Source organism: Ferruginibacter paludis, assembly GCF_030409685.1.
In the GTDB taxonomy this organism is placed as follows: domain Bacteria; phylum Bacteroidota; class Bacteroidia; order Chitinophagales; family Chitinophagaceae; genus Ferruginibacter; species Ferruginibacter paludis.
Window position 1 is genome coordinate 93,440 of sequence record NZ_JAUFQJ010000001.1, and the last position, 26,837, is coordinate 120,276.

The 26,837-nt window shown below is 41.8% G+C and carries 21 protein-coding genes; 7 read left to right on the forward strand and 14 right to left on the reverse strand.

All coding sequences use genetic code 11. The features are described from left to right. Positions 1 to 18 precede the first annotated feature (18 nt). The gene (locus tag QWZ08_RS00395) at positions 19 to 1,389 is read left to right on the forward strand and encodes a RagB/SusD family nutrient uptake outer membrane protein (RefSeq protein ID WP_290335171.1); all 1,371 of its coding nucleotides are present in this window, start codon (positions 19 to 21) and stop codon (positions 1,387 to 1,389) included. Positions 1,390 to 1,444: 55 nt separating this feature from the next. Here the strand turns inward: QWZ08_RS00395 and QWZ08_RS00400 are convergent, their stop codons facing one another. The 6 genes from QWZ08_RS00400 to QWZ08_RS00425 form a co-directional block, all read right to left on the reverse strand. After that, entirely contained in the window at positions 1,445 to 1,795 is a 351-nt protein-coding gene (locus tag QWZ08_RS00400) for a hypothetical protein (protein ID WP_290335172.1), read from the reverse strand. Between the two features lie 111 nt (positions 1,796 to 1,906). Further along, positions 1,907 to 2,383, reverse strand: a complete 477-nt coding sequence (locus tag QWZ08_RS00405; RefSeq protein WP_290335173.1) for a MauE/DoxX family redox-associated membrane protein — start codon at positions 2,381 to 2,383, stop codon at positions 1,907 to 1,909. A gap of 305 nt (positions 2,384 to 2,688) precedes the next feature. Continuing rightward, on the reverse strand, positions 2,689 to 3,744 hold the full coding sequence (locus QWZ08_RS00410) for a helix-turn-helix transcriptional regulator (protein WP_290335174.1): 1,056 nt from the start codon (positions 3,742 to 3,744) through the stop codon (positions 2,689 to 2,691). A gap of 6 nt (positions 3,745 to 3,750) precedes the next feature. Next, entirely contained in the window at positions 3,751 to 4,119 is a 369-nt protein-coding gene (locus QWZ08_RS00415; RefSeq protein ID WP_290335175.1) for a helix-turn-helix transcriptional regulator, read from the reverse strand. A 178-nt stretch (positions 4,120 to 4,297) separates the two neighbouring features. Beyond that, positions 4,298 to 4,534, reverse strand: a complete 237-nt coding sequence (locus QWZ08_RS00420; protein ID WP_290335176.1) for a hypothetical protein — start codon at positions 4,532 to 4,534, stop codon at positions 4,298 to 4,300. Between the two features lie 76 nt (positions 4,535 to 4,610). Further along, positions 4,611 to 7,061 (reverse strand): aminotransferase class I/II-fold pyridoxal phosphate-dependent enzyme, encoded by a 2,451-nt coding sequence (locus QWZ08_RS00425; protein ID WP_290335177.1) that lies wholly within the window; start codon positions 7,059 to 7,061, stop codon positions 4,611 to 4,613. A gap of 151 nt (positions 7,062 to 7,212) precedes the next feature. Here QWZ08_RS00425 and QWZ08_RS00430 point away from each other — a divergent pair, with 151 nt between their 5' ends. Genes QWZ08_RS00430 through QWZ08_RS00440 form a run of 3 tightly spaced genes read left to right on the forward strand, consistent with a single transcriptional unit; the run spans position 7,213 to position 9,423 of the window. Then, positions 7,213 to 7,587, forward strand: coding sequence for a DUF7793 family protein (locus QWZ08_RS00430; RefSeq protein WP_290335178.1), 375 nt, complete (start codon positions 7,213 to 7,215; stop codon positions 7,585 to 7,587). Positions 7,588 to 7,603: 16 nt separating this feature from the next. Further along, positions 7,604 to 8,755, forward strand: coding sequence for a PAS domain-containing sensor histidine kinase (locus QWZ08_RS00435; protein WP_290335179.1), 1,152 nt, complete (start codon positions 7,604 to 7,606; stop codon positions 8,753 to 8,755). Then, positions 8,752 to 9,423 (forward strand): response regulator, encoded by a 672-nt coding sequence (locus tag QWZ08_RS00440; protein ID WP_290335180.1) that lies wholly within the window; start codon positions 8,752 to 8,754, stop codon positions 9,421 to 9,423. Before QWZ08_RS00435 ends, QWZ08_RS00440 begins: the two co-directional genes overlap by 4 nt. Before the next feature lie 71 nt (positions 9,424 to 9,494). On the opposite strand, the gene QWZ08_RS00445 is transcribed toward QWZ08_RS00440, so the two are convergent. Beyond that, entirely contained in the window at positions 9,495 to 10,646 is a 1,152-nt protein-coding gene (locus QWZ08_RS00445) for a hypothetical protein (RefSeq protein WP_290335181.1), read from the reverse strand. 426 nt (positions 10,647 to 11,072) lie between these two features. Continuing rightward, entirely contained in the window at positions 11,073 to 12,086 is a 1,014-nt protein-coding gene (gene fbp / locus QWZ08_RS00450; protein WP_290335512.1) for a class 1 fructose-bisphosphatase, read from the reverse strand. A 318-nt stretch (positions 12,087 to 12,404) separates the two neighbouring features. On the opposite strand from fbp, the gene pckA reads away from it, so the two are divergent. Then, positions 12,405 to 13,985 carry a phosphoenolpyruvate carboxykinase (ATP) gene (gene pckA, locus QWZ08_RS00455; protein WP_290335182.1) on the forward strand — a complete coding sequence of 527 codons (1,581 nt, stop codon included), beginning with the start codon at positions 12,405 to 12,407 and terminating at the stop codon, positions 13,983 to 13,985. A 36-nt stretch (positions 13,986 to 14,021) separates the two neighbouring features. Here pckA and QWZ08_RS00460 read toward each other — a convergent pair whose 3' ends face one another. Next, a complete protein-coding gene (locus QWZ08_RS00460) occupies positions 14,022 to 14,258 on the reverse strand; it encodes a hypothetical protein (protein ID WP_290335183.1) in 237 nt (78 codons plus the stop codon). A gap of 186 nt (positions 14,259 to 14,444) precedes the next feature. Here QWZ08_RS00460 and QWZ08_RS00465 point away from each other — a divergent pair, with 186 nt between their 5' ends. Together QWZ08_RS00465 and QWZ08_RS00470 are read left to right on the forward strand one after the other, a co-directional pair. Continuing rightward, on the forward strand, positions 14,445 to 15,110 hold the full coding sequence (locus QWZ08_RS00465; RefSeq protein WP_494337709.1) for a sensor histidine kinase: 666 nt from the start codon (positions 14,445 to 14,447) through the stop codon (positions 15,108 to 15,110). A gap of 33 nt (positions 15,111 to 15,143) precedes the next feature. Beyond that, complete coding sequence (locus QWZ08_RS00470) at positions 15,144 to 15,518, forward strand: sensor histidine kinase (protein ID WP_290335186.1); 375 nt, start codon at positions 15,144 to 15,146, stop codon at positions 15,516 to 15,518. Between the two features lie 522 nt (positions 15,519 to 16,040). On the opposite strand, the gene QWZ08_RS00475 is transcribed toward QWZ08_RS00470, so the two are convergent. From QWZ08_RS00475 to QWZ08_RS00495, 5 genes are all read right to left on the reverse strand, one after another. Further along, positions 16,041 to 16,412, reverse strand: coding sequence for a hypothetical protein (locus QWZ08_RS00475; RefSeq protein ID WP_290335187.1), 372 nt, complete (start codon positions 16,410 to 16,412; stop codon positions 16,041 to 16,043). Between the two features lie 547 nt (positions 16,413 to 16,959). Continuing rightward, entirely contained in the window at positions 16,960 to 17,592 is a 633-nt protein-coding gene (locus QWZ08_RS00480) for a hypothetical protein (protein WP_290335188.1), read from the reverse strand. Continuing rightward, complete coding sequence (locus QWZ08_RS00485) at positions 17,589 to 18,197, reverse strand: PepSY-associated TM helix domain-containing protein (RefSeq protein WP_290335189.1); 609 nt, start codon at positions 18,195 to 18,197, stop codon at positions 17,589 to 17,591. Before QWZ08_RS00485 ends, QWZ08_RS00480 begins: the two co-directional genes overlap by 4 nt. A gap of 450 nt (positions 18,198 to 18,647) precedes the next feature. Then, on the reverse strand, positions 18,648 to 19,862 hold the full coding sequence (locus QWZ08_RS00490; protein ID WP_290335190.1) for a sensor histidine kinase: 1,215 nt from the start codon (positions 19,860 to 19,862) through the stop codon (positions 18,648 to 18,650). Positions 19,863 to 19,870: 8 nt separating this feature from the next. Continuing rightward, the gene (locus QWZ08_RS00495) at positions 19,871 to 26,731 is read right to left on the reverse strand and encodes a PAS domain S-box protein (RefSeq protein WP_290335191.1); all 6,861 of its coding nucleotides are present in this window, start codon (positions 26,729 to 26,731) and stop codon (positions 19,871 to 19,873) included. Positions 26,732 to 26,837: the final 106 nt, after the last annotated feature.

The window sequence follows — 26,837 nt, forward strand, 5'->3', positions numbered from 1 at the left end:
CACTTAAAACTTATCAATATGAAACCGTATAAATGGTTGGTTTATTTTCTTTTGCTGGTTGTGCTCCTGAACTGTACCGGGTGCAAAAAATACCTTGCTGCAAAATCAGATGCTTCTCTGGTGGTGCCCGCTACCCCCGGCGATTTACAGGCACTGCTGGATGATGCGGCTTTTATGAATTACAATACCCCCGCCCTGGGAGCATCTTCGGCGGATGATTTTTTTATGGATGATGCTACTTTTATGTCCAATACCGTTTTTGGGAAGCATGTATACCAGTGGATACCTTATCCCTACCGGTATCCCAACGACTGGTCCCTTGCCTACAGGGCCGTTTACAATGCCAATGTATGCCTGGAAAGGGTAGGGCTGATTGCACCCGCACCCAATAACCTGCAGCAGTTAAATCCCATTAAAGGATCAGCCTTATTTTACCGGGCCTATTATTTCCTGGAACTCTCCTGGTTGTTTGCAAAAGGGTATGACAGTTCAACAGCACAAACCGACCCGGGCATTGTGCTGCGCACCGGTTCTGACTTTAATGTTCCCTCAGTAAGAGCAACAGTAAAAGCTTCTTACGAAAAAATCATTCAGGATGCCGGCGAGGCTGCGTCTTTATTGCCGGATAATCCGCAGCAGTCGACCCGACCGTCAAGATGCGCCGCCTATGCGCTACTGGCCCGGACTTATTTATCCATGCGGCAGTACGACAGTGCTGGTAAATATGCGGGTCTTGCCCTGCAGATCAAAAACACTTTAATGGATTACAACAATCCCGGAGAAGTGGAGGTGGCTGCGGGAAATCCCTTTAAACGCTTCAACGCAGAGACTGTTTTTTATACCACCATGAATGCTTACATCGCCCTGTACCATCCGATCATGAACAATGCCCGGGTGGATACCAATTTGTATGCTGCCTATGATGGCAACGATTTGCGCAGAGCAGCTTTTTTTACCGCTGCCGGCAGCTATTACAGCTTTAAGGGAAATTATGCGGCAGATTATTTTGATACCTTCAGCGGCATAGCAACCGATGAATTGTGGCTGACCAGGGCGGAGTGTTATGCCCGTGCCGGTAACACGACAGCCGCACTGGAAGACATCAATCTATTATTGTCGAAAAGGTGGCTTTCGGGAACTTATGTTCCTGTTGCAGCGAATACCGCCCCGGAAGTGCTGGCCATCATTTTGAGAGAAAGACGAAAAGAACTGGTCTTCAGGGGCAGTCTGCGCTGGATGGATATTAAAAGACTGAACAGGGAAAATGAAAACATTACCCCGCGGCGGTTTATTGCCGGTGAATATGTTACTTTGCCGCCCAACGACAACCGCTATGCATTGCAGCTACCCCAGGATATCATTGAAACAGCGGGTCTGCAGCAGAACTAAACGCAAAAGGAAAGCTGTAAAAAAACAGCTTTCCTTTTTTTGATACCGGGCATGATTAATTTTTATTCCGGATGGTAACAATATTACCGGATGTTACATAGGCCACATTGGGAGAGGAGGTAGTAGCCTGTATTGCCGCAGTTGACAATAAAGTGGAGCCGCTTACATACGTGCTTGCGACCTCTATCCGGCAGGCTTTTACTGCACTGTTGTTACAGGTACCCAGGTCGGTAACATTGATCCACTTGGATTCATCTTCCACATTGGCTACCGTGGGACTATAGTGGGCATAGTCAAACTCGAAATAAGAATCTGCCAATTTATTGGTGGCAACTTTCGGTGTGGTGAATGCTGCTGCACCAATGGCAGCTACAATGGCCAGGAGGCCAAAAAAATAACGTTTCATAAAAGATTATTTAAGCATAAAAAATAGGATGGACCGTTCTTTCATCCGGCTGCTTTCCCCGACGCTGTCAGGGTCAGTCTCCTGCGTTTTGCTGTTTAATTCCTTGCGGAATTAGGGTGGGGTGGGTGGTATGGCTTCCCGGTGCTTCCGGTACAACACGATGCCAATAACGGAGAGCAGGATAAAAAACAGGTTAAAAACAATGTGCTGCGGCCAGCTTAACTGTTTAAGTACGCCGCCGCAACTGCAGGGAATATCGGATGAAAAAAGCAGTACATACCCCAGGTATACTGTAAAGCTGCTGAGCAGCAGGAGGGCTGCATATAAACCTGTTAACCGGGTGTGCGTAAAAAACAGCAGCGCTGCAATAGCGAGTTCGGTGCCAGGCAACAGCCAGGCAAGGATGCCGGCAAACGGATGCAGGAGGGGCGACCTGCCCAATAAAGATGTAAAGCCTGCATGATCAGCCAGTTTGCTGATTGCTGCATACAATAACAACAGCAGCAGGGCAGCACTGATGGCATCCGCTGCCCTTAGCACTGTTTTCGAAGGCACTTTTTTCCTGGTATACGTATGATTGTTTGCCATGATGGAATGGTATAAATGGTCAGTTGCAGGCTGTCTCCTGTTACGCCCGGGCAGCATTCTGCCTGGCCTGTGATGAGCCTATGGTAGCGCCATAATAGTTTTTGAAATTGTATTTGAGAAAAAGCCCTGTTCTGTACTGCGGATTTTAATCAACGGTCACTGCCTCATGAAGGCCGCGGATATTATCCTGTTACAAATCCCTTTTGCCGCTTCATTTTGTTACTGTAAAGGTTGCACATGCCGCAGGGAAATAAAACGCCATTTTGAGACTTTGTTATTTAACTTTCAGCAAGGGCAGCACACTTTCAACGGGGGCAGGTTGTTTCATTCAGCGCCGGGCCAGCAGGAGGATTTACAGAGGGCAAGTCGCCCTCTCCGTGTTGCTTTAATACTGCTCCCGGCGGGTATCCGAACTTTTTTTTGAACTCCCTGCTGAAGTGGGAAAAGTAATCGTAACCGACGGCAAGGGCCACTTCCTGTACCTGTTTGTTTTGCAGGGATAGCAAGCGGTGGGCCAGGTCAAGGCGCTCATCGCGGATAAATTCCGGCACCGTTTTGCCGAATAATTTTTTAAACTCCCGCGTAAGGGTTTTGGGCGTGATGGGAAAGAGCCGGGTGATTTCTTTTAGTCTGCCCGGGCTGCCAGTGCCTGTATTGGCCAGGATATATTCCCTTACAGCGAAGGCTGTTTGCTCGTGGGTTTGAAAATGCGGGTGCAATGCCCTGTCTTTTAATTGCTGATTGTAAAAAGACAGTAGTTTGAGGATGTAACTGCGCAGCACCAGGTCAAGCGCAGCGCCCTGTTTGGTGCATCTTTCCATACTTTTAATGATGCGCAATACTGCCTTCGGAAAATAAAATGGTTCGCTGACAAAGCCATTCAAAGCATTTGTTGCCAGCAGGTGTAAAACTGCCTGTACATCCGGATGTTCAAGTGCCATGCTGTTTAAATATGCGGGGGGAGGGAGCAGGCATAGCAGGTGATATTCTCCGGCGGGCCATGTCAGCGGATATTGTCCCGCGGGCAGATAAAAAGCCGAATAGGTTCCTGCAAGGGCATTGGTCATTTTGCCTGCCAAACTTTGTTCACCGGGATTGCCCTGCAGTAAAAATACAAATCCCGCCAAAGCTGCTGGCGCCTGTAAAAAAGCGGCATCGCTATCGTACAGGAAAAAGGAGAGGAGTTCGATCCAGTAATCCGCGCCGTTGAAAGCCTGTGAAAGCAGGCTGCCGGCAGTGCCTTCACATACAGCGGCATTGGCAAAAGGAATTCGGTAGAGGTAGTTGCCGGCCACCTGCGTTTTCTGCTGCCTCCCAGCCTGGTCTTCGTGTTGCAGCATGATATGAAGTGGCTTTTCCATTTAATGTTATTGTGCATTTTTTCGGATATCACCCGGTTTTTGGCCATAATATTTGTGGAAAGAGGTAACGAAGCCGGAGAGCGTTTCATAACCGCATTGCTCTGCTATGGAAGCTTCTTTGTGATTTGTTTCCGTAATCAGTTTCAGCGCACGTTCCATTCTTATGCTTAGCAGATACTGGTATACCGAGGTTTTAAAAATTGCTTTAAACCCCTTCTTAAGTGTATATTCGTTGGTACCGGCCTGCCTTGCCAGGCTTTTTAATGCCAGGTGAAAACTGATGTCAGCTGTCATCAGATCCCTAGCCTGATACACGGCTTTAATGACAGAAGGCGGGTGTTTTTCAGGAGCATGGATAGAAGCAACTGTTTTCATAAAAAGTAATTTAAGTTGGCTAATTTTTGTGTTTGCTATTTTGGAGAACACCCTCAATGCAGGCATTCCTTTCTAAGCATACATATCCTAAAAACTGATTTTAAAACGATGGCTAAGCATTTCTGGGTTTTTTTTCAAAAGGATATTTGAAAGTGTAGCGTAAATAACAGCCGTTTCATCAAAAGGAAATCTTTTTGTAAAAAGCAATCAGTTGCAGGGACAAAACCGGACGGGCGTGGACAATAGTATGATTGTGAAGGTCTGTCAGCACCTCAACATAAAAGTCAGGCAGCTTATATACAATCAGGTATTTATTTTCGATGGCGGCAGAACAAACATATCTGCCGCAGCAGCACAATAACTGCACCCGTCCCTGTAAAGAGAACCGGCAATATTCTCCTCTCGTTATTTTCATGCGATAAACATATTTGCAATAACACCCAAGACAATTAGAATGTCAGGACATAAGAGACGTTTGCCACCACTTTATGTTAACCATTCCCCTGCACCGAAACTGCAGCCAGCACCGCCGCCGGATAGCTGTCTTTTAAATGCACATAAGCGAACGTGGCAGCAGGTTTTGCCCCCAGTTTCTGTTTTTCAACAGAAGCCGAAAATCCCAGCAGGAGACGCTGCTTGTCCAGTTTTTTTGCCCTCAGTACCACCTGGTACAAAGCCTGCCGGTAAATGCCAAAGCGTTCATTGCGGGTATAATCCAGGCCGATGATCATCGGGATATAACTCTCTTTTGCCAGGCAACTGAAAACAACGCAGCAGGGTTTGTCAGCTGCAACAGTTCCATTGTTTAATGTAAGCTGCAGCATTTCCCAGTGTTCGTTCTTTGCCAGTTGCTTAAATAATTTAAGGGGTAAAGGAAATGTATTCAGCTCCAGGCTTTTTTGCTGCACATTCAGGTAGAGCTGGTACCAGTGGTCAATTTCCTCTTCCCAATCTGAGATATGAATGACTTCCACCTTAAAATGACCCGCATGGCGCAATACTTTTTTCCGCAAATGATTGCGTCCGTTTGCGGAAAGTGAGTTGTAAAATTCCTGCGGGGTGTTCCAGTGAAGAGACTCTATTGAGTGGCAATCAGGCATATTGATTTTAAAAAAGCCATTGTCCACCATCAGGTTATCAAAATCCCTATCTGTGTCCTGGAAATCTCTGAAAACAATTTGACTGGCCTGGTGAAGCTCCTGCAAAGAATATATTTTTTCGAAAATAAGCTGAAGGGCATCTTTCCATAAGGGGGCATTTTTATTGATAAAAAGATGCTGCCCTTCAGTGAGCAGGGAGCCGCTGCAGATGATTTTGCCTGTCAGGTAATAGTGGTTTGTTTTTCTTTGCAGCTCGATTTTTCCGGATACTTCCCGGGGTGAGAGCATGTCGTCTTTGCACAAGGCTGTTGTTAAAAAAGTAGCTGTTACTACATTTCCCTGAAGATCTTTCACCAGCAGATAGTCAAACTCCCAGTTGTCCTCCGGTAATTCATTCTCTGTAAAAGCGGTTTCCAGCAGGTTGAGACCCTCCCAGTCAAAAGTTCCCCGGCCCTCAAACATCCTGTTCCATTCGCTTTTAGGAACATCCTGTATGCTCGTATAATGCTGCAGCTGAAGATCCAGTGTTTGCCGGATAACACTTGCAACGGATTTGTTTAACTGCATCTCCTCGGGCACAGGCACTTTAAAGGCTTTGTAAATTTCAGAAAGCCGGCTATTTTCTTCCTGCATGGCAATGGGAAACAGACTTGCCAGGGTGGCGATCATTTTTTCAATATCAGCAAATGTATGGAGCCGTGTAATGGTAAAACGGATACCGGTTTGTTTCATGGGTACAGTTGGAAAAATACCAAGGTTTACGTAAAATCCGGCATCCAGCATTTTTTTAACCAGGTTATGGCCCAGTTTGGGCAGGCTTACCCCTACAAAAAATATGGCAGCGCCGGCTTCTGATATTACCGGTAAATTGTATTTTTCGAGCATCATTCTTGCAAACTGGATATTATCCCGCAGTTGTGCCTGTATAGCAGAGATCTCCGTGCTCAGGTGTATCCTGGCTGAAGCAACAGCAGCCCCCAAGGCTGCCGGTTGCATTGGGCCTGAACTAAGCAGCGGGCCTCCCACGGTGCCTACTTTTCTGGCCAATTCTTTATCAGCAAATACCAATACGCCGCCGCCGCAGGCAAAGGCTTTGTTTAACGAAGTTGCCATTACCATCCGGGGATGTATGTTATGCCTGCTCAGCAAAAACCCCCTGCCGTTTTTTCCATGTATACTCATGCCGTGGGCATCATCGGCATAGTACCGCAATTCCGGATACCGGTCCAGTAAAGCATATATTTCGTCTACCGGGCTGCTATCGCCAAACATTGAATAAATGCCATCAGCCATGTACCAGATTTTCTTGTGTTTTCCGCGAAGCACAGCAATCCGTTCTTCCAGTAAATCCATGCGGTTATGCCGCAGGAGCTCAATATGAACTCCTCTGGCTTTGACCAGCTGTACGGCTGTTTGTACGGAATTGTGTACCTGCTGATCAAGAATGACTGCATCCGTATCTTCAATCAGTACGGGTATAGCGGCGATATGTCCCAGCGTGGTAGTGGGGGTTATGACACACCATGCATCAAAAATGTGCTCCAGCAATGTCTGCAGCTCTTTGTACAATCCCAGGGAAACATAGGCACGGGATTCAGAAAACTGGGTTCCATAGTTATCAATGGCTTTTTTCGCCCCCTCTTTTATTCTCGGATCAAATTCCAGTCCGAGATAGCTGCAGGAACCGAAATTTAAAACCGGTTTTCCGTTCAGCAGAATGCGGATGCCGTTAAATGGCTCATTGCCGGTGTACAGGTGTAAAATACCTTTTTCAACCCCATAGCTTACTATCTGGTCAACAGTGGTGTAAAATGAATGGTGCTTGCTCATAGATTGTTTCATTTTTTGATGAAGAAAAAATTTCATCAAACTTGAAATTTTTGATCCTCATAAATAACCCATGAAATACTGATTTTTTTATTTGCCTGATATAGCATTTGCGTAGGTATAAAGACGGATTTTTTTTTTGAAATAATGCTGTTAACTTTAAGGAATGGAGCTCGATACACCCTATGTACACCTCTGCATGAAAGACAATATCCTGGTAGGGACTTATAAGAAGGATCTGCATATTGATCTGGCTGTTGCAAAGCAAATTGTCCGTACCCGTTTGTCTTTCACCGGCGGAAGAAAAGTACCCTCCCTCATTCTTAGCGGAGGTGTAGTGAGTATAGATAAACCGGCGAGGGAATATTTTTCTTCTGATGAAGGTATACAGGGGCTCTCGGCCTGCGCCATCATTGTTCATACAGAGTTCAGCAATTTCCTGGGTAATTTTTTTCTCTCGGTTACCAAAACCAAAATACCTGTAAAGCAGTTCGCTGATGTTTCCCGTGCCGAAAAGTGGTTACAAAAATTCATTGTTTAAAACACAAATCCTTTTCATGGATAAGCGTCTCAAAGAAATCAGTACCAGGTTAAGCGAATATTCCGCAGGAAAATTTGATAACAATATACCGCTGTCTCCCCGCCTGGATGAAGTGGATGCCATCATCAACGGCATTAATATGCTTGGAGAAGAGTTAAAAGCTGTAACCATTTCCCGCGACTATTTTACCAATATTTTTAATTCGGTATCGGACATGGTTTTTATTTTAAACAACAAGGGCGTTATCGCAGATGCGAATACGTCTGCTGAAGCGCAGTTACAATATAAAACGGGGCAGCTGATTGGTAAATCGATCAACGACCTGCACCGCGGCACCGGGTCTTTTCTCCGGAGCATCATCCGGGAATTAAAAAAGGGCCATACGCTGATAGCTGACAGCAGCGTTTTACATTCCAGCGAAGGTGCGGCTATTCCTGTCAGTATTTCTGCAACGTACTTTAAAGAGGTACATCAGCAGCAGCCGGTTATCCTGTTAACAGCGTGCGATATAACCTATCAGAAAAAAGCGGAGGCCCTGGTCATCAGGGCCATCATTGATACACAGGAAACAGAAAGACGCAGGCTTGCAAAAGACCTGCATGACAGCCTCACCCAGCAACTGTCTGCCATTAAATTTTACATTGCTTCCATCGTCAAGTCGGTAAAAAGTGCGCGGGAAAAAAACATCCTGCTCAAATCAAATGATGCCCTTACCACGGTGATCACGGACATGAGAAATATTTGTTTCAACCTGATGCCAAAGACACTGGAGGAATTTGGCTTGCTGCAGGCAGTGAAAGAGTTTTGCAATCATTTTCTGTATCAGAAAAAAGCAAAATTTATCATCGCACAAACCAGCCCTTTGCCGGAACTGTCCAGGGAGCTGGCTGTTGATTTGTACCGGGTCATTCAGGAATTTATCACCAATGCCATCAATCATGGAAGCGCCAATAAAATTTCCATCCGGTTTAGTTACCTGAACGGCATATTGAAAATATTGCTGGAAGACAATGGTAAAGGATTTAACATCCATCAATCCAGCGGCGGCATGGGGCTTCAAAATGTTCAATCCAGGATAAGATCGCACAAGGGCGAATTAAATATGATAAGCAATATTGGCAAAGGCACTTGTTTTAAAATCAGCATTCCGTTAACCAAACAGCTATGACTGCAACAACCAATAAAAATAAACCGCTTGTACAGGTTTTAATTGTTGATGATCACAAAATGGTCAGGGACGGTTTAAAGGTAATGCTGGCATCTTTAAACAATGCCCTTTTGTTTAAAGTACAGGAAGCGGACAATGGTGCAGATGCCATTGCGAAAGTGAACCGGCAACGTTTTGATTTGCTGATACTCGATTATCAGATGCCAGGTATGTCCGGGGCAGACATCATTTACCGGATATTGCGATTTAAACCGGACATGAAAATTCTTGCCCTGAGTAACTATGATGAACTGTCCTACATTCAAAGCATGATGGATGCCGGCGCCCGGGGCTATGTACTAAAAAATATCGAGCCTGCGGAAATGCTGCGTGCGGTTAAAACGATTCTTGCCGGTGGACTTTACTACTGCAGTGAAGTAGCGGTAAAATTAATTCATTTTACAGACGATCAGAATGCCAGGATCTGGCAGGCGGGTCAGCAGCTGACCCGCCGTGAGCGGGAAGTGTTGCGGCTTATTGCTCTTGAAATGACCAATGATGAGATTGCACATCAATTATCTGTTGCCAAGAGAACGGTTGACAGCCACCGGCAACATTTGATTCTTAAATTACGGGTGAAAAATACAGCCGGCCTGATGAAAGCTGCACTTAATTTAAATTTATGGTAAAATGGTTAGTGGCAGTCTGCGGCGTTGGCAATTCCGTACAGCACTCAGGCTGTTGTTGCTTAACCTGCAGTTTACAGTTTATTGACAATGTTTATCCATTTGAAAAGCATATCTCTTACGTTACTGGTTGTTGATTTATCCGGCGCATGATATTTAGTTTCCAAACTCCCAAAAGAAATATCCTCTTTCTGAAGCGTAGTAAAAGTTTTGGCCGCTACCCTGAGCATAGGAGCCACCGTTCTGTTGATGATGATTTTATCAGCAACCAAGAGTTTTATTATCAATGCCAGTTTTGCTACCGATAATGAAGTATGTATTTTTCCATCGTTTATGTTGGAGTCAGGCGTTGCAATCAATGCAGCCTGCTCGGTTTGATAGAAAGAAAACTCTTCATTTAACCAGTAAATTAGCTGGTCTTTCAGACCAGGATAATTGCTATGCAGTTCATAGTCAGGTTTTACAATTACCTGGTTCATCTCTTTCAACTTGTATTTTAAAATCCTTAGTTTGCCCTGTATGCTTTCTTCAGCGGTTATGAGCAAATCAAGTTCATTAATTAAATAAGTTGTGACATCCGGAGAATTAAAGTTGAAGCTAATTAAAATCTTCTTTAATGCAGCGGTCACAGCATCGGCTGGTAAGGTCAAATCGATTGTCAGCAATTCATCTATTATCCCTTTCATGTATTGTGATAGCGCATACGTAATCGTATTGCCTGAAATAAATTGCTCCACCGGTTGTACAATAAGCCGGATCAGCTTTTCATTCGCCGCTCTTACCTGAACAGCTGTAATAAATCTGTCGAGTTCCGGCTTTAGTTCTGTTTTAATGCCTTCCATGTTTGTTAAAGGTAATTTCTGAAAATGGTTGAAATATTTAGCAAAATGTACCTGTATGAAACAGAGTAGTTCATTGAGACAGCTATGCAATGCTTCAATCAAAAAAGCATGGTCATCATGTTTTGCATTGGCTTGCGGGCCTGGGTAAAGTTGATCAATCATTCTTATAAAAGTTGACTGATATTTTTCTATGATCAGCGCCAGCGCTTTTTCATCCCGGCAAGTAAATACTTCCGCCATAATTTGCATTCGTATTCTTTCTTTTTCTGCCCTGCATTCTGCCGCAAGTTCGTCGTCCGATTTCTTTTTTATGGAAGGCATCCTCTTATCAGGGGATGCTAGTGCGGCAATGAGTTGATCAAACCTTTCGATTACGTAGTTCATGGAAAAGTTAATTTAAATGGATATAATTTCTGTACGTTGCAAGAAGCCACAAGACAATGATGAAATCTTGCGTCAACCAGATAGACCGTTTATTACTTCATTTTTTTAATATTATTTTTCAAATCTATCGCAGCACTGGGTTTTAGGGTTTATCATTCGGGAATATTTTTTAATGCCTATTGGCAGGGCCATTTCATTTGTATGGTATTCAGCTGCTATAAAGAAGAAAAAAATGTGGTAAAAAACGCTTGCAATGGTACGGTTCCCTAAGGAGTGGCCAGATTGTGTGCACGGTGAATGGCCCGATATAAAACAACACTGATTGTAGAAAGGCAAGGGGTGACGTTATCGTATATGCCAGACCGGTATTTAATTCCCGGAATGCATTGGTACGGGTGAACAGGTAAAGATTTTATACAGTCACTTTCAGTCTGCTTTAATATACTTGTCCAACTCTTCCATCATCAGGGTACTGCCTGCAAAAAACGGTGTACGTTGATGTATTGCTGTTGGTTGAATTTCCAGTATCCGGCTTTTGCCATCTGTTGCTTTACCTCCGGCTATCTCGGTAATAAATGCAAACGGATTGCACTCATACAACAACCTCAATTTTCCTTCCGGCCTGTTAGCAATGGCAGGATACATGAAAATGCCGCCCTTAATTAAATTACGGTGCATATCACTTACCATGCTGCCGGTATAACGCTGTGTGTAGGGGCCACCCGTGGTGTCATCTTTTTGCTGACAGGCAGTAATATATTGCTGCACCCCTGGCTGAAACTGAAAGCAATTACCGTGGTTGACAGCATATATTTTTCCTGCCGGCGGGCATTGTATATCAGGGTGGCTCAGGGTAAATTCTCCAATGGAAGGATCAAGGGTAAAACCATTTACACCCCTGCGGGTGGCATATACTAAAATGGTAGAAGACCCATAAATAACATACCCGGCTGCTATCTGTTTGATGCCCGGTTGTAAAAAATCTGCTGCAGTCACGGGTGTACCTTTGGGTGTTATCCTCGGCAATACGGTGAAGATAGTGCCAACGGCTATATTCACATCTATATTACTGCTGCCGTCCAGCGGATCAAACAGGCACACATATTTACTGTTGTTACTGATCGCATCGTCAAATACCAGTATCTCGTCCAGCTCTTCACTGGCAATCCCTGCACAGCTGATCCCATGCCGCAGGACGCCTGCAAACTGATCGTTGGCAAATACATCCAGCTTTTTTACTGCCTCGCCCTGTATGTTTACCACACCCGCATCTCCTAAAATATCCACCAGGCCGGCTTTGTTCACTTCTCCATTTACCCTTTTGGCCGCAAGGCCAATGCCCCTTAATAACCCGGAAAGTTCGCCGGTTGCATGGGGGAAATTGCGCAGTTGCTGAATGGTAAATTCATCCAGCGTTTGTATTTTTCTGTTGATCGGCATCACGACACGTTATTTTAAATCTGGTGCTAAAGTACCTGAATAAAAGCAGTCAAATTATTTCAGCTGCGTACGCCTTACACGATAAAAAATAAAAAAATACAGTTCTTTCAATCATTGTCGCACTTTGTTAAATCCTGTTCAAAATGTCAACGAATGCACTGAATTAATTCCTCGCAACAGGCGCAATAAAATAATTAAATACACGATTTCAAACCGGTTTTGCCAACTGCAATAAAAAAAACACCTGCTACCTTCATTATATAAATAACGATTGTTAACAAAAGCCTTCATGTGATGTCCTTTAAAACAAAACCGGCCATGCCGGAAAGTATTTTAACCAGTATGGGTTTTCCTTTTAACCAGCCCGTTTACTACCAGTTACCCCCCGAAACATTATCCCGGCAAACGGTACAGCGGGGCGAAGGGGTGTTGAATGATACCGGCGCATTGGTAATTTCAACTGGTGAATTTACTGGTCGTAGCCCTGATGATAAATTTATCGTTAAAGATGAATTGACAGCTGGTACAATAGACTGGAACCATTTTAACAACGCGATTGAAGCAAAATATTTTAATCAGTTGCATGCTAAGATGGTCACCTGGCTGGCAGGTAAAGAAATATGGATAAGGGATTGCTATGCCTGTGCTCATCCAGCCTTCAGGGTTAACATCCGTGTGATAAATGAGAATCCCTGGAGCAATCTTTTTGCATACAATATGTTTTTAAGACCCGGTGAAACATCACTGGAAAACTTTACACCAGACTGGCATGTCATTCATGCACCCTGTTTTAAAGCTGATCCTTTGACGGATGGTGTGCCCCGCTCCAATTTTACCATAGTAAATTTTTCTCAAAAAATAATCTTAATTGGTGGATCAGGGTATACCGGCGAGATAAAAAAAGGTATTTTTTCCGTGTTGAATTACTTATTGCCGAAGGATAGTGACGTGCTAAGTATGCACTGTGCAGCCAATGCAGGCAATGATGGTAACACGGCAATATTTTTTGGATTAAGCGGTACTGGTAAAACAACGTTGAGTGCCGATCCGGACCGCTACCTGATTGGTGATGATGAGCATGGATGGACGGGTGATACCGTATTTAATTTTGAAGGCGGTTGTTATGCAAAAACAATTGATTTGAATGCAGCAAATGAACCGGAAATTTTCCGTGCGATCAGGCCGGGGGCAATGGTAGAAAATGTCACTTTTATAGAGGGCACTAACAGGATAGATTTTGCAAGTAAAAAGATAACACAAAATACAAGGGTAAGTTACCCCTTGCATTTTATCAGCAATGCATTGGAGATATCCGTCGGAGGTATTCCTAAAAATATTTTCTTTCTTACATGCGATTCCTATGGCATCCTGCCACCCATCAGTAAGCTTACTGCAGGACAGGCCATGTACCAGTTCATCAGCGGTTATACGGCAAAAATCGCAGGTACAGAAGCAGGTATTACAGAACCCAAAGCTACATTCAGCGCTTGTTTTGGTGCTCCCTTCCTGCCTTTGCACCCTGGCAGATATGCGGGCATGCTGGGCAAAAAAATGAAAGAAAACAAGGTGAATGTCTGGATGGTCAATACCGGTTGGAGCGGGGGGCCTTATGGAATTGGCAAAAGAATCCCATTGAATTATACAAGGGCGATGATCGCCGCTGTACTGAATGAGACATTATCGGCGATTGAATTTATAGAACATCCAGTATTTGGTGTACTGATGCCTGTAAGCTGTGCAGGTGTACCTGCGGAAATCTTAAACCCTAAAAATACCTGGGTCAATAAAGCAAACTATGATGCAAAGGCAAAAGAACTTGCCGCTCTGTTCATTGCCAATTTTGAAAAATATAAAAATGAGGTGGGCGAAGAGATTGTAGCAGCCTCGCCAAGGATTTGAGGTTACAATTGCAGCCTTGCTTGCCGGTAAAGCTCCTTAACTAAGTTGAGGAGTTTTTTTACGATCTGGTGTAAATTTTTGAATGGCAGCGGCTATCGGAAGAAAATAAAATAAGCAATCGTTGAACATCGTCACAGGCTTTCTTTCGCCTGATACAAACTTCTTAAAATAGTTCCAAATTTTTTGGTTTTTTATGACTGTATCGTCCTCCAACGCAAGCATGTACCATTTTGAAGCTACGCTTGCGTCGCCCCGGCCTGCAGTTGGAGTCACATAATAATTTTTACCTTATTTTTTTGGTTTAATTTTATTGTCGTTAGAATATCATTTTCAATTGCGTCCAAAAAAACCATTAATAAACCAGGTATCTGAATTTTTTAACAAACTGTTTAGTGTGTCAAGTGGCCGGCCCGGTGGTACTGCGGCAGGTGGACTCCCTTCCATGGCTGGTTATATATTATCTCCAGCATCTTGATTGCCATGGCCTATTTTTCCATACCCATTCTCATTTATTACCTTATCAGGAAAGCAAAGAATAAGTTACCATTTAAAAAAGTATTCTGGTTATTTCTGCTTTTTATTCTGGCATGTGGCCTTACGCATGTCATGGACGCATTGGTATTCTGGCTACCGGCTTACAGGGTATCTGCAATGGTTTTATTTGCAACTGCAATCGTATCATGGATGGCGGTTATCGGGCTATATCGGATAGTGCCCGATGCACTTAAGCTGAAATCTCCATCGATGCTGGAAGAAATCATAGCAAAACGTACACAACAGCTGGAACAAAGTAATGAAAGCTTATTAAAATCTAACCTGCAATTGCAGGCCGCCAATTTGGCGAATGAAAAATTGATCCGGCAAAAAGATGAATTCTTAAGCATTGCCAGCCATGAGCTGAAAACACCGGTAACTTCTTTAAAAGGCTATGCGGAATTACTATCAGCCATGCATGGAGATGGCAATAAAGAACTCTCTTACCTGAATGATAAGATGCAACTACAGATAACAAAACTCACCGTTTTAATTAAAGATTTACTTGATGTAACAAGGGTACAGGAGGGTGGACTTGTTTACAACAAAGCCAGCATGAATTTAACGGAGGCATTAAAAGAAATTATCTAGGATATCCAGCGTACAACTCCTTCCAACCAACTGGTGCTAAAAGCTAATGAAGACATTTTTGTACATGCAGACCAATACAGGATATTGCAGGTTATTAATAATTTGGTAGCAAATGCAGTGAAGTATTCTCCGGCAGCATCCAGAATATTGATAAGGCTTAAAAAGGAAGATAAGATAGCGGTATGTGCGGTAGAAGATTTTGGGATTGGGATAGCCAGAAGCGAACTGGATAAAGTATTTGATAAGTTCTACCGGGCAGAAGGAAAAAATATGCATACTTACCCTGGCTTAGGCTTAGGTCTTTTTATTGCTGAAGATATCATTACCAAACACGGAGGACTTATTTGGGCAGAAAGTGAAGAAGGAAAAGGTGCAACCTTCTTTTTTAGTTTGCCGCTGGCAGCATAAGTTAATAATGTTGCACACCATGGTTCTAGGCATGCCCCAAATTGGGTATTTTAGATATGCCACCAGGCAGTGTCGTATAAAAGGGTAACAGATCTTCTTTAGTCGTTGTGCATGCGAAGAATAACCATAGCTGATGTTGGTTTAGTAATAAACAGGTGTTTAACAGAAAGAAGAAAAGACTGCCAAAAGCAGTAAAGTTACGGCTACGGGAGTTGAATGCAAATGACCAATAGGTTAGAAAAATGTAATTATTGTCAAAAGCTAACTTTTTAAATATTAACAAAATTTGGTGTTGTACACCCTTGCTTGATAATAATTTATTTTTGATCTTCAGTCGCCGTAGGTTAAAACATATATACTTAACTATCATTTACAAAGGAATTTAAAGTTTGTATATTATAGGTACAACTGATTTGGGAGTGAAAAATAGCTACTCCGTTATTTTATGAGTTTAAAATAGTATGTGGATAAGATAGCAGTTGCCACTCAACCAGAGAGCAATGATGTAAAACTCATTAGTAATTAAGACCCTCGTACAACATTATTCTGCGTGCTGTTACTCTTGCTTTGGACAAACTTATTTATTAAACCCGGAAGCGTGCCAGCGATGGCTCCGGTTATCATCGGTGATAATCCAAATTTACTTGCAAGACTGTTGACCAGACCTCCTTCAATTGCAGATGCTATGTCCGCTCCTGATCCAAGGATATGGCTCAATGTAGACAGCACTCCGCCTAATCCTGACTGCGAAGAAGCTTGATTTTGCAATCCGTTATTAATATGGGTAGCAATTTCACGATGAATTTCGTCTTGCTGATCAGCTGGAATTACACTTGCTACCTCAGGATTATTATGCATATGTTCTTTTACAAAATCCAAAATTTGGTCAAGCATGTCAATTGATTTTGAAGTTAAAAGTTATAAAATGTCAACACTCATGCCAATTCGCGGTACAAGATGTTTGCAGCTAAAGAATGTTTTATAAGTCACAAGGCAGTTCTGTAAAACAAAAAGATCTCTGATATTCATTACATGCGTACAATATTTTATCTGCAATCGGTCAGGTCATTTAGTTCTTGCCTTTTGGAAAGATGGTAACAAAATGGAAAGAAGCTTATTACTGGATAAAAGTCTCTTAAAGTATAAATAATATTTTCCATTGTACTTATGTTACCTTAACCGCAGTTTCTATCAAAAGAGTAAACATTATATACCATGGTATAACCATCCTTTGGGCTGGTGCTTCGGTCTTGCTTAAACAGTCACCTTAAAATTATGGAATAACCTTACATTTTTATGGAAGAGGTATAATATCACCACAGGAACAAAAAACAGCATCTGGTGAAAAAAAATTATAGAGGAGTTCAGTAAGTAAAGCTGGTGGTTTAAAATTAAAAATACCTGAAAAAATAAATTAAGAATGCTCGGATGTCTCACTACTTTATAACTTTAATAAATAAACAAACCAGCCGGCAAGTACAAATCCTGCAATTAAAACTAAGTATCCCCATGAATAATTTTGCCTGATTTTATACCACATAATCCAACTGCTGACAGATAAAAAGATAAGCCCTGCTGCAATTGCATCCATTGAAAATCGCCAGACCCGGGTAAGCAGCCAGTTTGGCTCAACATCCGCATTGTCCCTGTTGGCACCGTTGAAAGTATGAAGTGTTCTTAGCTTTCCCCAGACATTGTAGGAGAGTTCTTTCTGAATACCAGTACCCTTTTTTAAATCTGCATGAATGTTACTGACGTGCCCCGGATAAGCAACACTGAAATCAACGCTATCCGTTGTCATCTTTACATTATTGACTTCGCCAGCAATTTTCAACTGAGATAAGATAGTTTTCAATAGCTGTATGCTATCCAGGCCAGCAGGAATACTGACGGTTATTTCTGTTCTCTTCTCCTTTCTCTCGTCCCAAAAGCTGGCAAACTTCCAGTTCCCATGATTTAATAGCAGTCCGGAAAATGAAAATAGCCATATAAACAGCACCAGAAATAATCCAATATGGATGTGCAGGCGGCGGTTTGAATAAGTAAGTTTTTTAATCAGCGTTTTGTAACTCATCCGATAATAAATAATAAAAGTCCTGTAAAAATAATAGCTCCAGATATAATGGCCAGCCAACCTAACTTTCTTTCTGCTTTTAGAAAATACCATAAAAAAATGCCACTGGCAGAAAGAAACAGCAGTAAGTAAACTACCATATCAGCCAGCAACCTCCAGGTCTTCATGAATACGGTATTGCCACGAATTGTTGTATTGTGTGGCCCGGGCATTTTATGCAGGTAGTTGGTGGCCCTGAAAACGCCCTCCTCATCTCTTGTAATTAGCACGTCATTGGTGTGTTTATTTACTTCAATCTTTGTTCTTTCTCCCGGCAAGGTTACGGGAAAAGAAATATGATCATCATTTTGTGAGATAAAATCTATTTCACCATTAATTCCCAGTTTTTGTGTAATCGCTTTAGCTGTTTGCAGGTCAGATGCATCATAGGGGATTTTATCCAGGTGGCTTTTAATAACCGGTAAACGTTTTACAGGCATAACACTGTTTAGGTAACCTGCGTGATTTAACACCAGCACACTGATACTGAAGATAAGCACAAATGGACTGACAAATAAGCCGATGTATAGGTGAAGGGTACGAACAGGAGGATAGTATTTTTTCATTCTTATTAAATGGCAGGTAAAAATATTTTTCTTATAGTGCTATAAACAAAATTAGATGAATCAGAGCTATAGATTGTTTTTTAGCCAGGCATTATTTTGAAAGGAATTAAGTTAAGCTGATCATAAAATGTAAAGAACCCTATAGCTTATTAGTAAAACAACGGTTTCCCATAGAAAAATAACATGAAAATAGAAGATGAGTTAATTGGATTTTCTCCTATGTTGATTTTGGTAATTTATCATACAGAAATTAAAATTGATGATGCATGTTGCACGTGGCCCCTGCAAATATTTGCCAGTAATTAGTGCGAAGAATAACGGATGAAGTTTCGAATGGTTTGCCGCCTCAACCTTTTTATTATGTATTATAGCGGCATGATAAATTTATACCCTTCGTCAACATTGGATAGATGAACTGGTAAAAATTAGCTTAATTTTCTTCGCTGATTTTTATTTTGATAGATGGGGGATGGTGAAATAAAAAACGCTTCCCTTGCCTTCTTCAGACGTTGCCCATATTCTGCCACCATGTCGCTCAACAACCTTTTTACAAATAGACAGGCCAATTCCACTGCCCTGATAATCGCTCTGGGAATGCAACCGGGCAAAGATTTCAAATATCTTTTCGATGTCTGCTGCTTTCATTCCAATACCATTGTCCTGGATGCTAAACAGCCATCCTTTATCCTGCTCAACTGCAGCTATTTTAACAATGGGAGGAACATTTGCATTGCTGAATTTAATAGCATTGCTTAGAAGATTTTGGAAGAGCCGGCCCATGTCTTCTGCATAAACCTCCAATACAGGTAATGGTGTAGAAATAATTATTTCAGCCTTTCTTTCCTTAAGCAGGGTTGAAATATTTTGAAGGACCTCTTTCAATGTATCATCCAGGCTCGTTAACGTTTTCTCCTTATTTGCAGTGTTTGTCCGTGATAAGTCTAGTAAACCAGCCACCAGTTTCTGCATTCGTTTGCCGCCGTCGGTTGCAAAATTGATGTATGTATTGGCTTTCTCATCCAACTGTTCCCCATAATTTTTTTTCAGCAAATCCATAAAACTGGTTATCATCCGCAAAGGCTCCTGCAGATCGTGAGAAGCTGCATAGACGAATAATTCCATTTCTTTGGCCAGTGCTTCTACCTTTTTTTCAGACATTCGGAGCAACTTATTTTTAGTCCGGAGTTCAAATAACAGCATGACCTGGTTAGCCAAACTGTGCAGCGCCTTTTTCTGATTAACAGAAAGTTCTTTAGGTTGATGATCTATTACGCAAAGGGTCCCCAATGCATATCCATCGGTTGTTACTAACGGGGCGCCTGCATAAAAAATTACATGAGGAAGTTCGGTAACCAGCGGATTGTCTGCAAAACGGATGTCTTTCCTGGCATCAGGAACAATCATCAGCTCTGAAGGGTCATTAATGGCATGTGCGCAAAAAGCGATGTCTCTTGGTGTTTGTAATACTTCCAGTCCGATTTTGGATTTAAAAAATTGCCTGTCTTTGTCGATCAACGTAATCGCCGAGATAGGCGAGTTGCATATAGTGGATGCAATGCTGGTAATATCATCAAACTCTGCTTCAGAAAGTGTATCCAAAATATCGAAACTTTCCAGCACTCTTAGTCTTTCTGATTCGTTTTCAGGAATAGCGGGTTTTTTCATCGATTGGATTATTTCGCAAAGGTAAAGTAAAAAGTACTGCCCTTACCTACTTCCGATTCCAACCAAATACTGCCTCCAAAATTTTCGATGATTTTTTTAGTAATAGCAAGCCCCATACCTGTTCCCGAATATTCATTTTTATTATGCAGCCGTTGAAAAATGATAAAGATTCTTTCGAAATATTCCTGCTCTATTCCTATGCCATTATCAGTTATAGAAAACTGCCAGCTATCTTTTAATTCTTTCACCTTAATATCAATTACAACAGGTCTGGCGTCGCTTCCATATTTTAAAGCATTTCCAATAAGGTTTTGAAATACCTGTTGCAGTGGAGAACGGTGCCACTTCAGCAATGGTAGCGGGGCAACATTGATCACAGCATTTTTTTCCTCTACCTGTTTTCTAAATAATACAAGTATTTCATCAATCAAGCCGCTCAAATCAATATTTTCAAGTTCGTGTTCCATCCTTCCAATTCTTGAAAATTCAAGTAAGTCAAGAATGATCAGTCGCATACGTTTAGCACCGTCTACAGCAAAATCAATGTATTTTTTTCCATTATCGTCAATGATATTACCATATTTTTTTTCCAGAAGTGCTAAAAAACTGGTTATCATGCGGAGCGGTTCCTGCAGATCGTGAGAAGTAACAAATGCAAATTGTTCCAGTTCCTTATTGGAATTTGATAAGGCTTTCGCCTGCTTTTGCAGATTTTCGTTCAGTTCGATCATTTGATTTTCTGAAAGTTTCCGTTCAGTAATATCCCGGATAAAAGCACAAAAGAATTCTTCACCCTCCTGCTGAATCGGCAGTACCGTCAGTTCGATCGGGAATTCTTCACCCTTTCTATTAACGGCATATAATTGAAGTAATACGTTAAGGGCTGGCCCGATCCCTGTTTTCAAATAGTTGATCATTCCTTCGTTATGACGTGACCGGTAAATTTCGGGTATGATAAGATCCGAAAGCACCAGCCCCATCACTTCACTTTCTTTCCATCCGAAAATGATTTCTGCCTGCGGATTCCAGAAAGTAACCAGCCCTTTCTTATCGATACAAATAATGGCATCCAGCGCCGAATTCATAATAAGTTCCCTTCTTTCCTCACTGAGTCTTATGTTTTCCTGCGCTTTCTTTCTTTCATCAATGTCCTGGAGACTGCCATAGAGCCGCACACATTTGCCGTTGACAAACTCCGTTTCCCCAATATTACGTATCCATTTTTCTTTTCCCTTTTCCGTTACTATTTCAAGCTCTACGTCCCACGGAATGCCATTTTTAATTGCTGCCTGTATACTTTGGGTCATTAATTCCCGGTTTTTACCTTTCTTATAAGCCATAATCAAAGTGCCCATGTTCGGTTCAAAGGCAGGGACAGCTTCATGAATTTCCCTTGTGATAGCCGACCAAAAAAGCTTATTATTTACAAGGTCTAATTCCCAGCTTCCTATTCTCGCCAGAGTATTGGCTTTATTTAATAGATTTTCCAATTCTTTTTTATCCGTGATATTTTTTGCGACGCTAAAAAGAACCCCATCTTCCGCGGAACGGGTTGCACTCCAGGCCAGCCATTTAATTTTCCCGGATTTGGTGATGTACCTGTTTTCAAAATATAGTGATGACACTCCTTTCCCAAGGGTTTTTACATCATTGTCTGTTTTCTCCCTGTCTTCCGGATGAATAAACTGAACGAATGGAACCGATAGCAACTCCGCTTCCGTGTATTCAAGTATCAGGCAGATGGCAGGATTGATTTTTTTAAAATATCCGTCGGTGCCTATTACACAGATGACATCCGGAGCAGCATTAAATATCTGGTGTAATTCCTGCTCCAGTTGTTTACGTCGTATCTCTGCACCCGTAAATGCTCCCAGATTGTTAAACAAAGGAGCTAATACACCTGATGCCGCTTCATCTTTAGAAAGTGATAAAACGAAAACCCCGATTACTTCACCTTTGTAAGTGATGGGTAAACCATAAGTACTATGCAATCCGGGTTTTTGGGAAGTATCAATTTGAATGAGTTGTTTTTCATCCTCCAATATTTGCCACAATTGGGTAGTGTTGGTTTGCCAGGTAATGCCAGGTAGACCATCGCCCTTTGCAAAACTTATTGGATCATCTCTGTCATCATAAAAGTCTTTTATGGATGTATCAACAGGAAAATTGGCAACCCGGTTAATTTTCTTTTGATCTGTACCCACTAACCAGATTTCGGAAATGCTGAATTCTCCAAACACTACCAGTTGCCTGGCTAACTTTTGCAATATTTCATTTAAGACAATTGGTTCATTGAATAGCTTGCTTACTTCAGACAGTAAAACATTTTCGGCTTCTTCTTTTTTATGAACCGTTACATCTCTTTCAATTGCTATGAAATGGGTAACTAAACCTTTATCATTTGCTACAGGGCTTACTGACATATTGATCCAGAAAGGTTCACCATTTTTTTTATAATTGATGGTTGTAATTTCACAGCATTCCCATCGTCTTATCGCTTCGCCCAAACGTTTCAGCTCTTTTCTATCCGATTTAGGTCCCTGCAATATTTTGGGTGATTTGCCTGCTATTTCGCCAGCCGTATAACCCGTCATTTTGGTAAAGGCTTCATTCACAAAAATAATTTGCTGCCCCGGTTCATCGAATGGTTCTGCAGTGGTTATCATAACGGCATCATTGGCATTGACTATCACCGATTCCAATAATTTAAGGTGCTCTTCTTTTTGCTTTTGTCTGGTCACATCCTGCATCGCACCCACCATGCGAATAGCTTTACCCTGGCTATCTCTTATAACAAAACCCTTGTCTGACACGTACGCATAAGTCTTATTTGACTTTAGAAACCGGTATTCTGCCTCCCAGTTAGTCAGGTTCCCGTCAATAACGGCATAAATATCTTTTAATACCGCTTCGCTGTCTTCCGGATGAATATTAATTTTCCAAAAGTTGTAATCGCCATTAATTTCCAGCAGAGAGTAACCAAAAATAGTTTCAAGTCCTTCCCCCCAATATATCATACCTGTAGCCAGGTTCCGGTCCCAGATTGCATCTGAGGTAGCTTGGGTAACATACCGGTAGCGCTGGTTGCTTTCTTCCAATGATATCTCGAGTGATTTTTGTGTCGTGATATCCAGCACAGTTCCTGTTAAAGCAATAATTTTACCAGCACTATTTTTTTCCGGCTGCCCTTTTTCATGAACCCATTTTACCGATCCGTCAGCTAATAGTATTCTGTGCTGAAAATCCAGTTCCTTGCCATCATTTATTGCGGCCCCTTGAGCCGTCAAAAATGCTTTGCGGTCATCAGGATGTATGGTGGAAAGAAATGTATTAAAATACGGCTGATTTTTTTCTTCCCTGTTCCAAATTTTAAATACTTCGTTCGACCAGTACAATGCATTACTATCTAAATCAAGCTGCCAATAACCCAATTTGGCAATTTGCTGCGCCGTCTCCAGTTTGGCTTCCCTGTCCATTAGTACATTCAGCGTCAGTTCTCTTTCAGTAACATCATTGCATAACACTAACATGCAATCCCGGCCTTCGTAATAGAGCTGATGCCCTGTCACTTCTACATGGATAACGTCTCCATTTTTTTTTCGATGTCTGAATACGGGTGAATGAAATACACCGGTAGCAATTTTCCTGTCGTCAATTATTTCCATTGCCTGATGCAAATCACCGGCTAGTTGTAAATCTTTAACATTCATGTGGAGAAATTCTTCCCTGCTATAACCATAGCGCATAACCGCCATTTCATTTACATCAATGATATCAAGTGATCCAACTTCATAAATACATTTAGGTAACGGACTGTTGTAAAATAAGAGGCGATATTTTTCTTCTGAATGTTGTAATGCCTGTTCCGCTTTTTTACGTTCAGATATGTCGTGCCCAAATATAATAAACCTTCCATCTTCCAGCTTTTTAGTGCTTAATTCCATATCGACAGCCATGCCGTCTGTTCGCCTTATCCTCCGCTCGCTTCTTACTGTTTCTTCCGAAGCCGCTTCTTCCGTTTTGAAAGGATTGGCAATAAGATCTTCTTCAAATAAAATATCAGGTAGTGAAAGCATTAATATTTCTTCTCTGGAGTATCCTGTATGTCTGGAACAGGCGGGATTGGCATCGATAAACTTCATGTGAGCGTCTGTAATACAGATTGCATCAGTAGCCTGCTCAATAAGGGTACGGTAGCGAAATTCGCTATCTTGTATGTTCTTTTCTGATATTTTGTATGCCGTTATATTCCTGGCATAACAGGCAATACCAACCACCCACAGCTCTTTGTATATCGGGTTAAAATTAATGTCCCACCAGGCTTCATCTATCTCACCTTTTGCCGGGCTGTACAATTCTAATTTAAAAGCTTCTCCAGACAATGCCCTCTGATATACGGCTTTCCAAAAAAGCAGCAAGTCTTCCGGAAAAAAAGTTTCCAGCAATAAACTGTCACCGGGTTTAAGCAACGCTTCTGTCTGCAGCTGAAAATTTTTAAGGAACGCCTGGTTTGCAGCAATCAGTTTATAATTTTTGCTCACACTCCAGATTAAGTCATCTGTGCTGTTAATAAGTGCTTCTTTATCCCTTTTCTCAAATTCTTTTTGTTCTTCGGCTTTTAATTTTTCAGTTAAATCATTCAACATAACCAGTGATACTTTTCTGCCATTATACTCCATCAGATGCCCGTTCACATCCATGAATAGTATCTCGCCGTTTTTGTTTTTATGGCGCCATATTTTTTTATGAATAGTGCCATAATATTGCTCTGATATTACCGCTGCTTCAATCAGTGGGATATCTTCTTCAGGCCTTAAGTCTTTTATGGTTAGTTGTAAAAATTCCGGCCGGGTATAATTATATTTTAGTAAGGCTTCCTCGTTGCAGTCAATAATCTGCAGGGTTTCAAAATCCCAGATGATCATGGGGGCGGGATTGTTTTCAAAAAGGTTTTTATATTTCTTTTCAGATTCAAGCAGCATCATTTCCTGCTTTCTCTTTTCCGTTACATCCCTGGCTACAGCATACCGGGTTTGTGTTTTCTCATCCCATTTTGCTGACCACTGCATGGTTACCAACGACCCATCCTTTTTAACATACCTGTTTTCAAAGTTATTTTTACTATTCCCAGCCTTTACCTCAGCGGCAGCAAACAGGGACGCAGTGCGGTCGCCTTCATATACAAAATCAATAAAGCCTTTGCCAATCATCTCAGCCGGGGTATAGCCCCATATTGCTTCAGCCGCAGCGCTCACCTGTACAAAGAGCCCATTGGCATCGACTGCGCAAATTATATCCAACGAAGACTCCATTATTGTATCCATTTTTTCTTTTTCCCGGGCAAGTGCCTGTATATTCAGGGTTTCGGCGGTAATGTCTTTAGAAAAACAGGCTGCGCCAAAAACTTCTGCGGCACTATCATACATTGGGTTAAAGGAAATTAATCCATACTCCACCTGCTGTTTTAGCGGATTATATACTTGTTCTTTGACAGTGAACCTTTCGCCGGATAAGGCTCTTTTATAATATGCCTTCCATTTATTATTTAACTCTTCACCAAAGGCTTCAACAAAAACCAGGTCGCCTTCTTCGGGCACATTCGCAGTGGCTATTTGCAGCATTTCCAAATAAGCCTTGTTAGCGGTAATAATACAGTAATTCTTATCTACCGACCAGATCAGATCCTGAGTGCCATTGATAATGGCTTCCTGGTTTTGTTTATTGCGATTGATTTTGGCAGCCTGTTCAAATTCATGTGTAACGTCCATCACGGTCGATATCATCAGGTTTTGTTGTGGAAGAGGAATATTTTTGGCATTAACAAATTTGTGTTCGCCGTTTTGGGTAGTAATACCGATACCCTTCCAGTCCATCCGTTCCGGGTCACCGCTTTGTATATCATCTATAATTCTTTTTGTGATGAGTTTTCGATAGCCTTCCTTGGGATATACATTTCTAAAAAAACTGTCAGTATCTGTTAATTGACCTGCATCCCATCCATAAATTTCACTGAATTTAGTATTAACGATCGTGGCGCTACCATCATCCATTTTATTGACAGCAATGCCGATGGGCAGGTGCTGCAGAATGGTTTCAATAAATGCATTCCGTTCTGACAATTCTTTTAGTAATTCATCTTGCCGTTGCTGCAGTTTCTTATCTTCTGTAATATCCGTTGTTGTTATAAAAACTCCGATGGTAGAATGGCTATCATCTTTAGCCGGGGAAAATTGAATACCAAAAAAGCAAGTCATTCCATCCGGCCCAGTAACAATAACCTCTGATTTTTCAGTGTTGCCGGCGAGCACCCTGGTATATAGTTTCTTCAGTTCTTCGCGTCTTTCGGGCTGGGCATAATCCAGTATTGACCGTCCTTTTTGCACATCCAACAGAAGATATTTTTTATATAGATTTTTGAATTGTTTATTAAAACAAATAATATAAAGTTCTTTATCCACTAACACAAATGCTTCTGCTGTATTATTGATTAGCAACGACATTTCCTGCTCTGTTTTTTTTCTATCCGTTATATCCAACATTGTGGTTGACGTCAATTCCTCCCCTTCGCCGCCATAGAAAAGGGTTGAAGAAAATTCAAGCTTGATCCTGCTGCCATTTTTTTTTATTCCCGTAAATTCTCCAGTCGCAAAACCATTATCCTTTCTTTCCTTTAACTTTTCCTCCACTATCTTTTCGCTTTGATCAATAATACCCTGCCTGCCCAGTTGCTTTAGTTCATCTTCAGTATAAGCAAATAATTTACAGGCGGCCTTATTGGCTTTAATTATGGTGCCGTCGGGTTGTGTTAATAAAATAGCAACATACGAATTATCGAAAACCGATTGATAAATAGCAGGTTCTGGCATCATAGTTATAGTTGAATAAAATAATTTAGTTAGATACTTGTTTACAGTAAGCATTCGTTGATCGCTTTTACAACGTTCAAGTGCTTCTCAGAGTATAAACAAACACCCC

Excerpts from the sequence above, each read along its gene's own strand:
- QWZ08_RS00430 (WP_290335178.1), top strand. The coding sequence starts at position 7,213 with ATGGAGCTCGATACACCCTATGTACACCTCTGCATGAAAGACAATATC.
- QWZ08_RS00420 (WP_290335176.1), bottom strand. The coding sequence starts at position 4,534 with ATGAAAATAACGAGAGGAGAATATTGCCGGTTCTCTTTACAGGGACGG.
- QWZ08_RS00490 (WP_290335190.1), bottom strand. The coding sequence starts at position 19,862 with ATGAAAAAACCCGCTATTCCTGAAAACGAATCAGAAAGACTAAGAGTG.
- QWZ08_RS00415 (WP_290335175.1), bottom strand. The coding sequence starts at position 4,119 with ATGAAAACAGTTGCTTCTATCCATGCTCCTGAAAAACACCCGCCTTCT.
- QWZ08_RS00425 (WP_290335177.1), bottom strand. The coding sequence starts at position 7,061 with ATGAAACAATCTATGAGCAAGCACCATTCATTTTACACCACTGTTGAC.
- QWZ08_RS00400 (WP_290335172.1), bottom strand. The coding sequence starts at position 1,795 with ATGAAACGTTATTTTTTTGGCCTCCTGGCCATTGTAGCTGCCATTGGT.
- fbp (WP_290335512.1), bottom strand. The coding sequence starts at position 12,086 with ATGCCGATCAACAGAAAAATACAAACGCTGGATGAATTTACCATTCAG.
- QWZ08_RS00485 (WP_290335189.1), bottom strand. The coding sequence starts at position 18,197 with ATGAAAAAATACTATCCTCCTGTTCGTACCCTTCACCTATACATCGGC.
- QWZ08_RS00410 (WP_290335174.1), bottom strand. The coding sequence starts at position 3,744 with ATGGAAAAGCCACTTCATATCATGCTGCAACACGAAGACCAGGCTGGG.
- QWZ08_RS00480 (WP_290335188.1), bottom strand. The coding sequence starts at position 17,592 with ATGAGTTACAAAACGCTGATTAAAAAACTTACTTATTCAAACCGCCGC.
- QWZ08_RS00495 (WP_290335191.1), bottom strand. The coding sequence starts at position 26,731 with ATGATGCCAGAACCTGCTATTTATCAATCGGTTTTCGATAATTCGTAT.
- QWZ08_RS00405 (WP_290335173.1), bottom strand. The coding sequence starts at position 2,383 with ATGGCAAACAATCATACGTATACCAGGAAAAAAGTGCCTTCGAAAACA.
- QWZ08_RS00475 (WP_290335187.1), bottom strand. The coding sequence starts at position 16,412 with ATGCTTGACCAAATTTTGGATTTTGTAAAAGAACATATGCATAATAAT.
- QWZ08_RS00440 (WP_290335180.1), top strand. The coding sequence starts at position 8,752 with ATGACTGCAACAACCAATAAAAATAAACCGCTTGTACAGGTTTTAATT.
- QWZ08_RS00395 (WP_290335171.1), top strand. The coding sequence starts at position 19 with ATGAAACCGTATAAATGGTTGGTTTATTTTCTTTTGCTGGTTGTGCTC.
- QWZ08_RS00445 (WP_290335181.1), bottom strand. The coding sequence starts at position 10,646 with ATGAACTACGTAATCGAAAGGTTTGATCAACTCATTGCCGCACTAGCA.
- QWZ08_RS00435 (WP_290335179.1), top strand. The coding sequence starts at position 7,604 with ATGGATAAGCGTCTCAAAGAAATCAGTACCAGGTTAAGCGAATATTCC.
- pckA (WP_290335182.1), top strand. The coding sequence starts at position 12,405 with ATGCCGGAAAGTATTTTAACCAGTATGGGTTTTCCTTTTAACCAGCCC.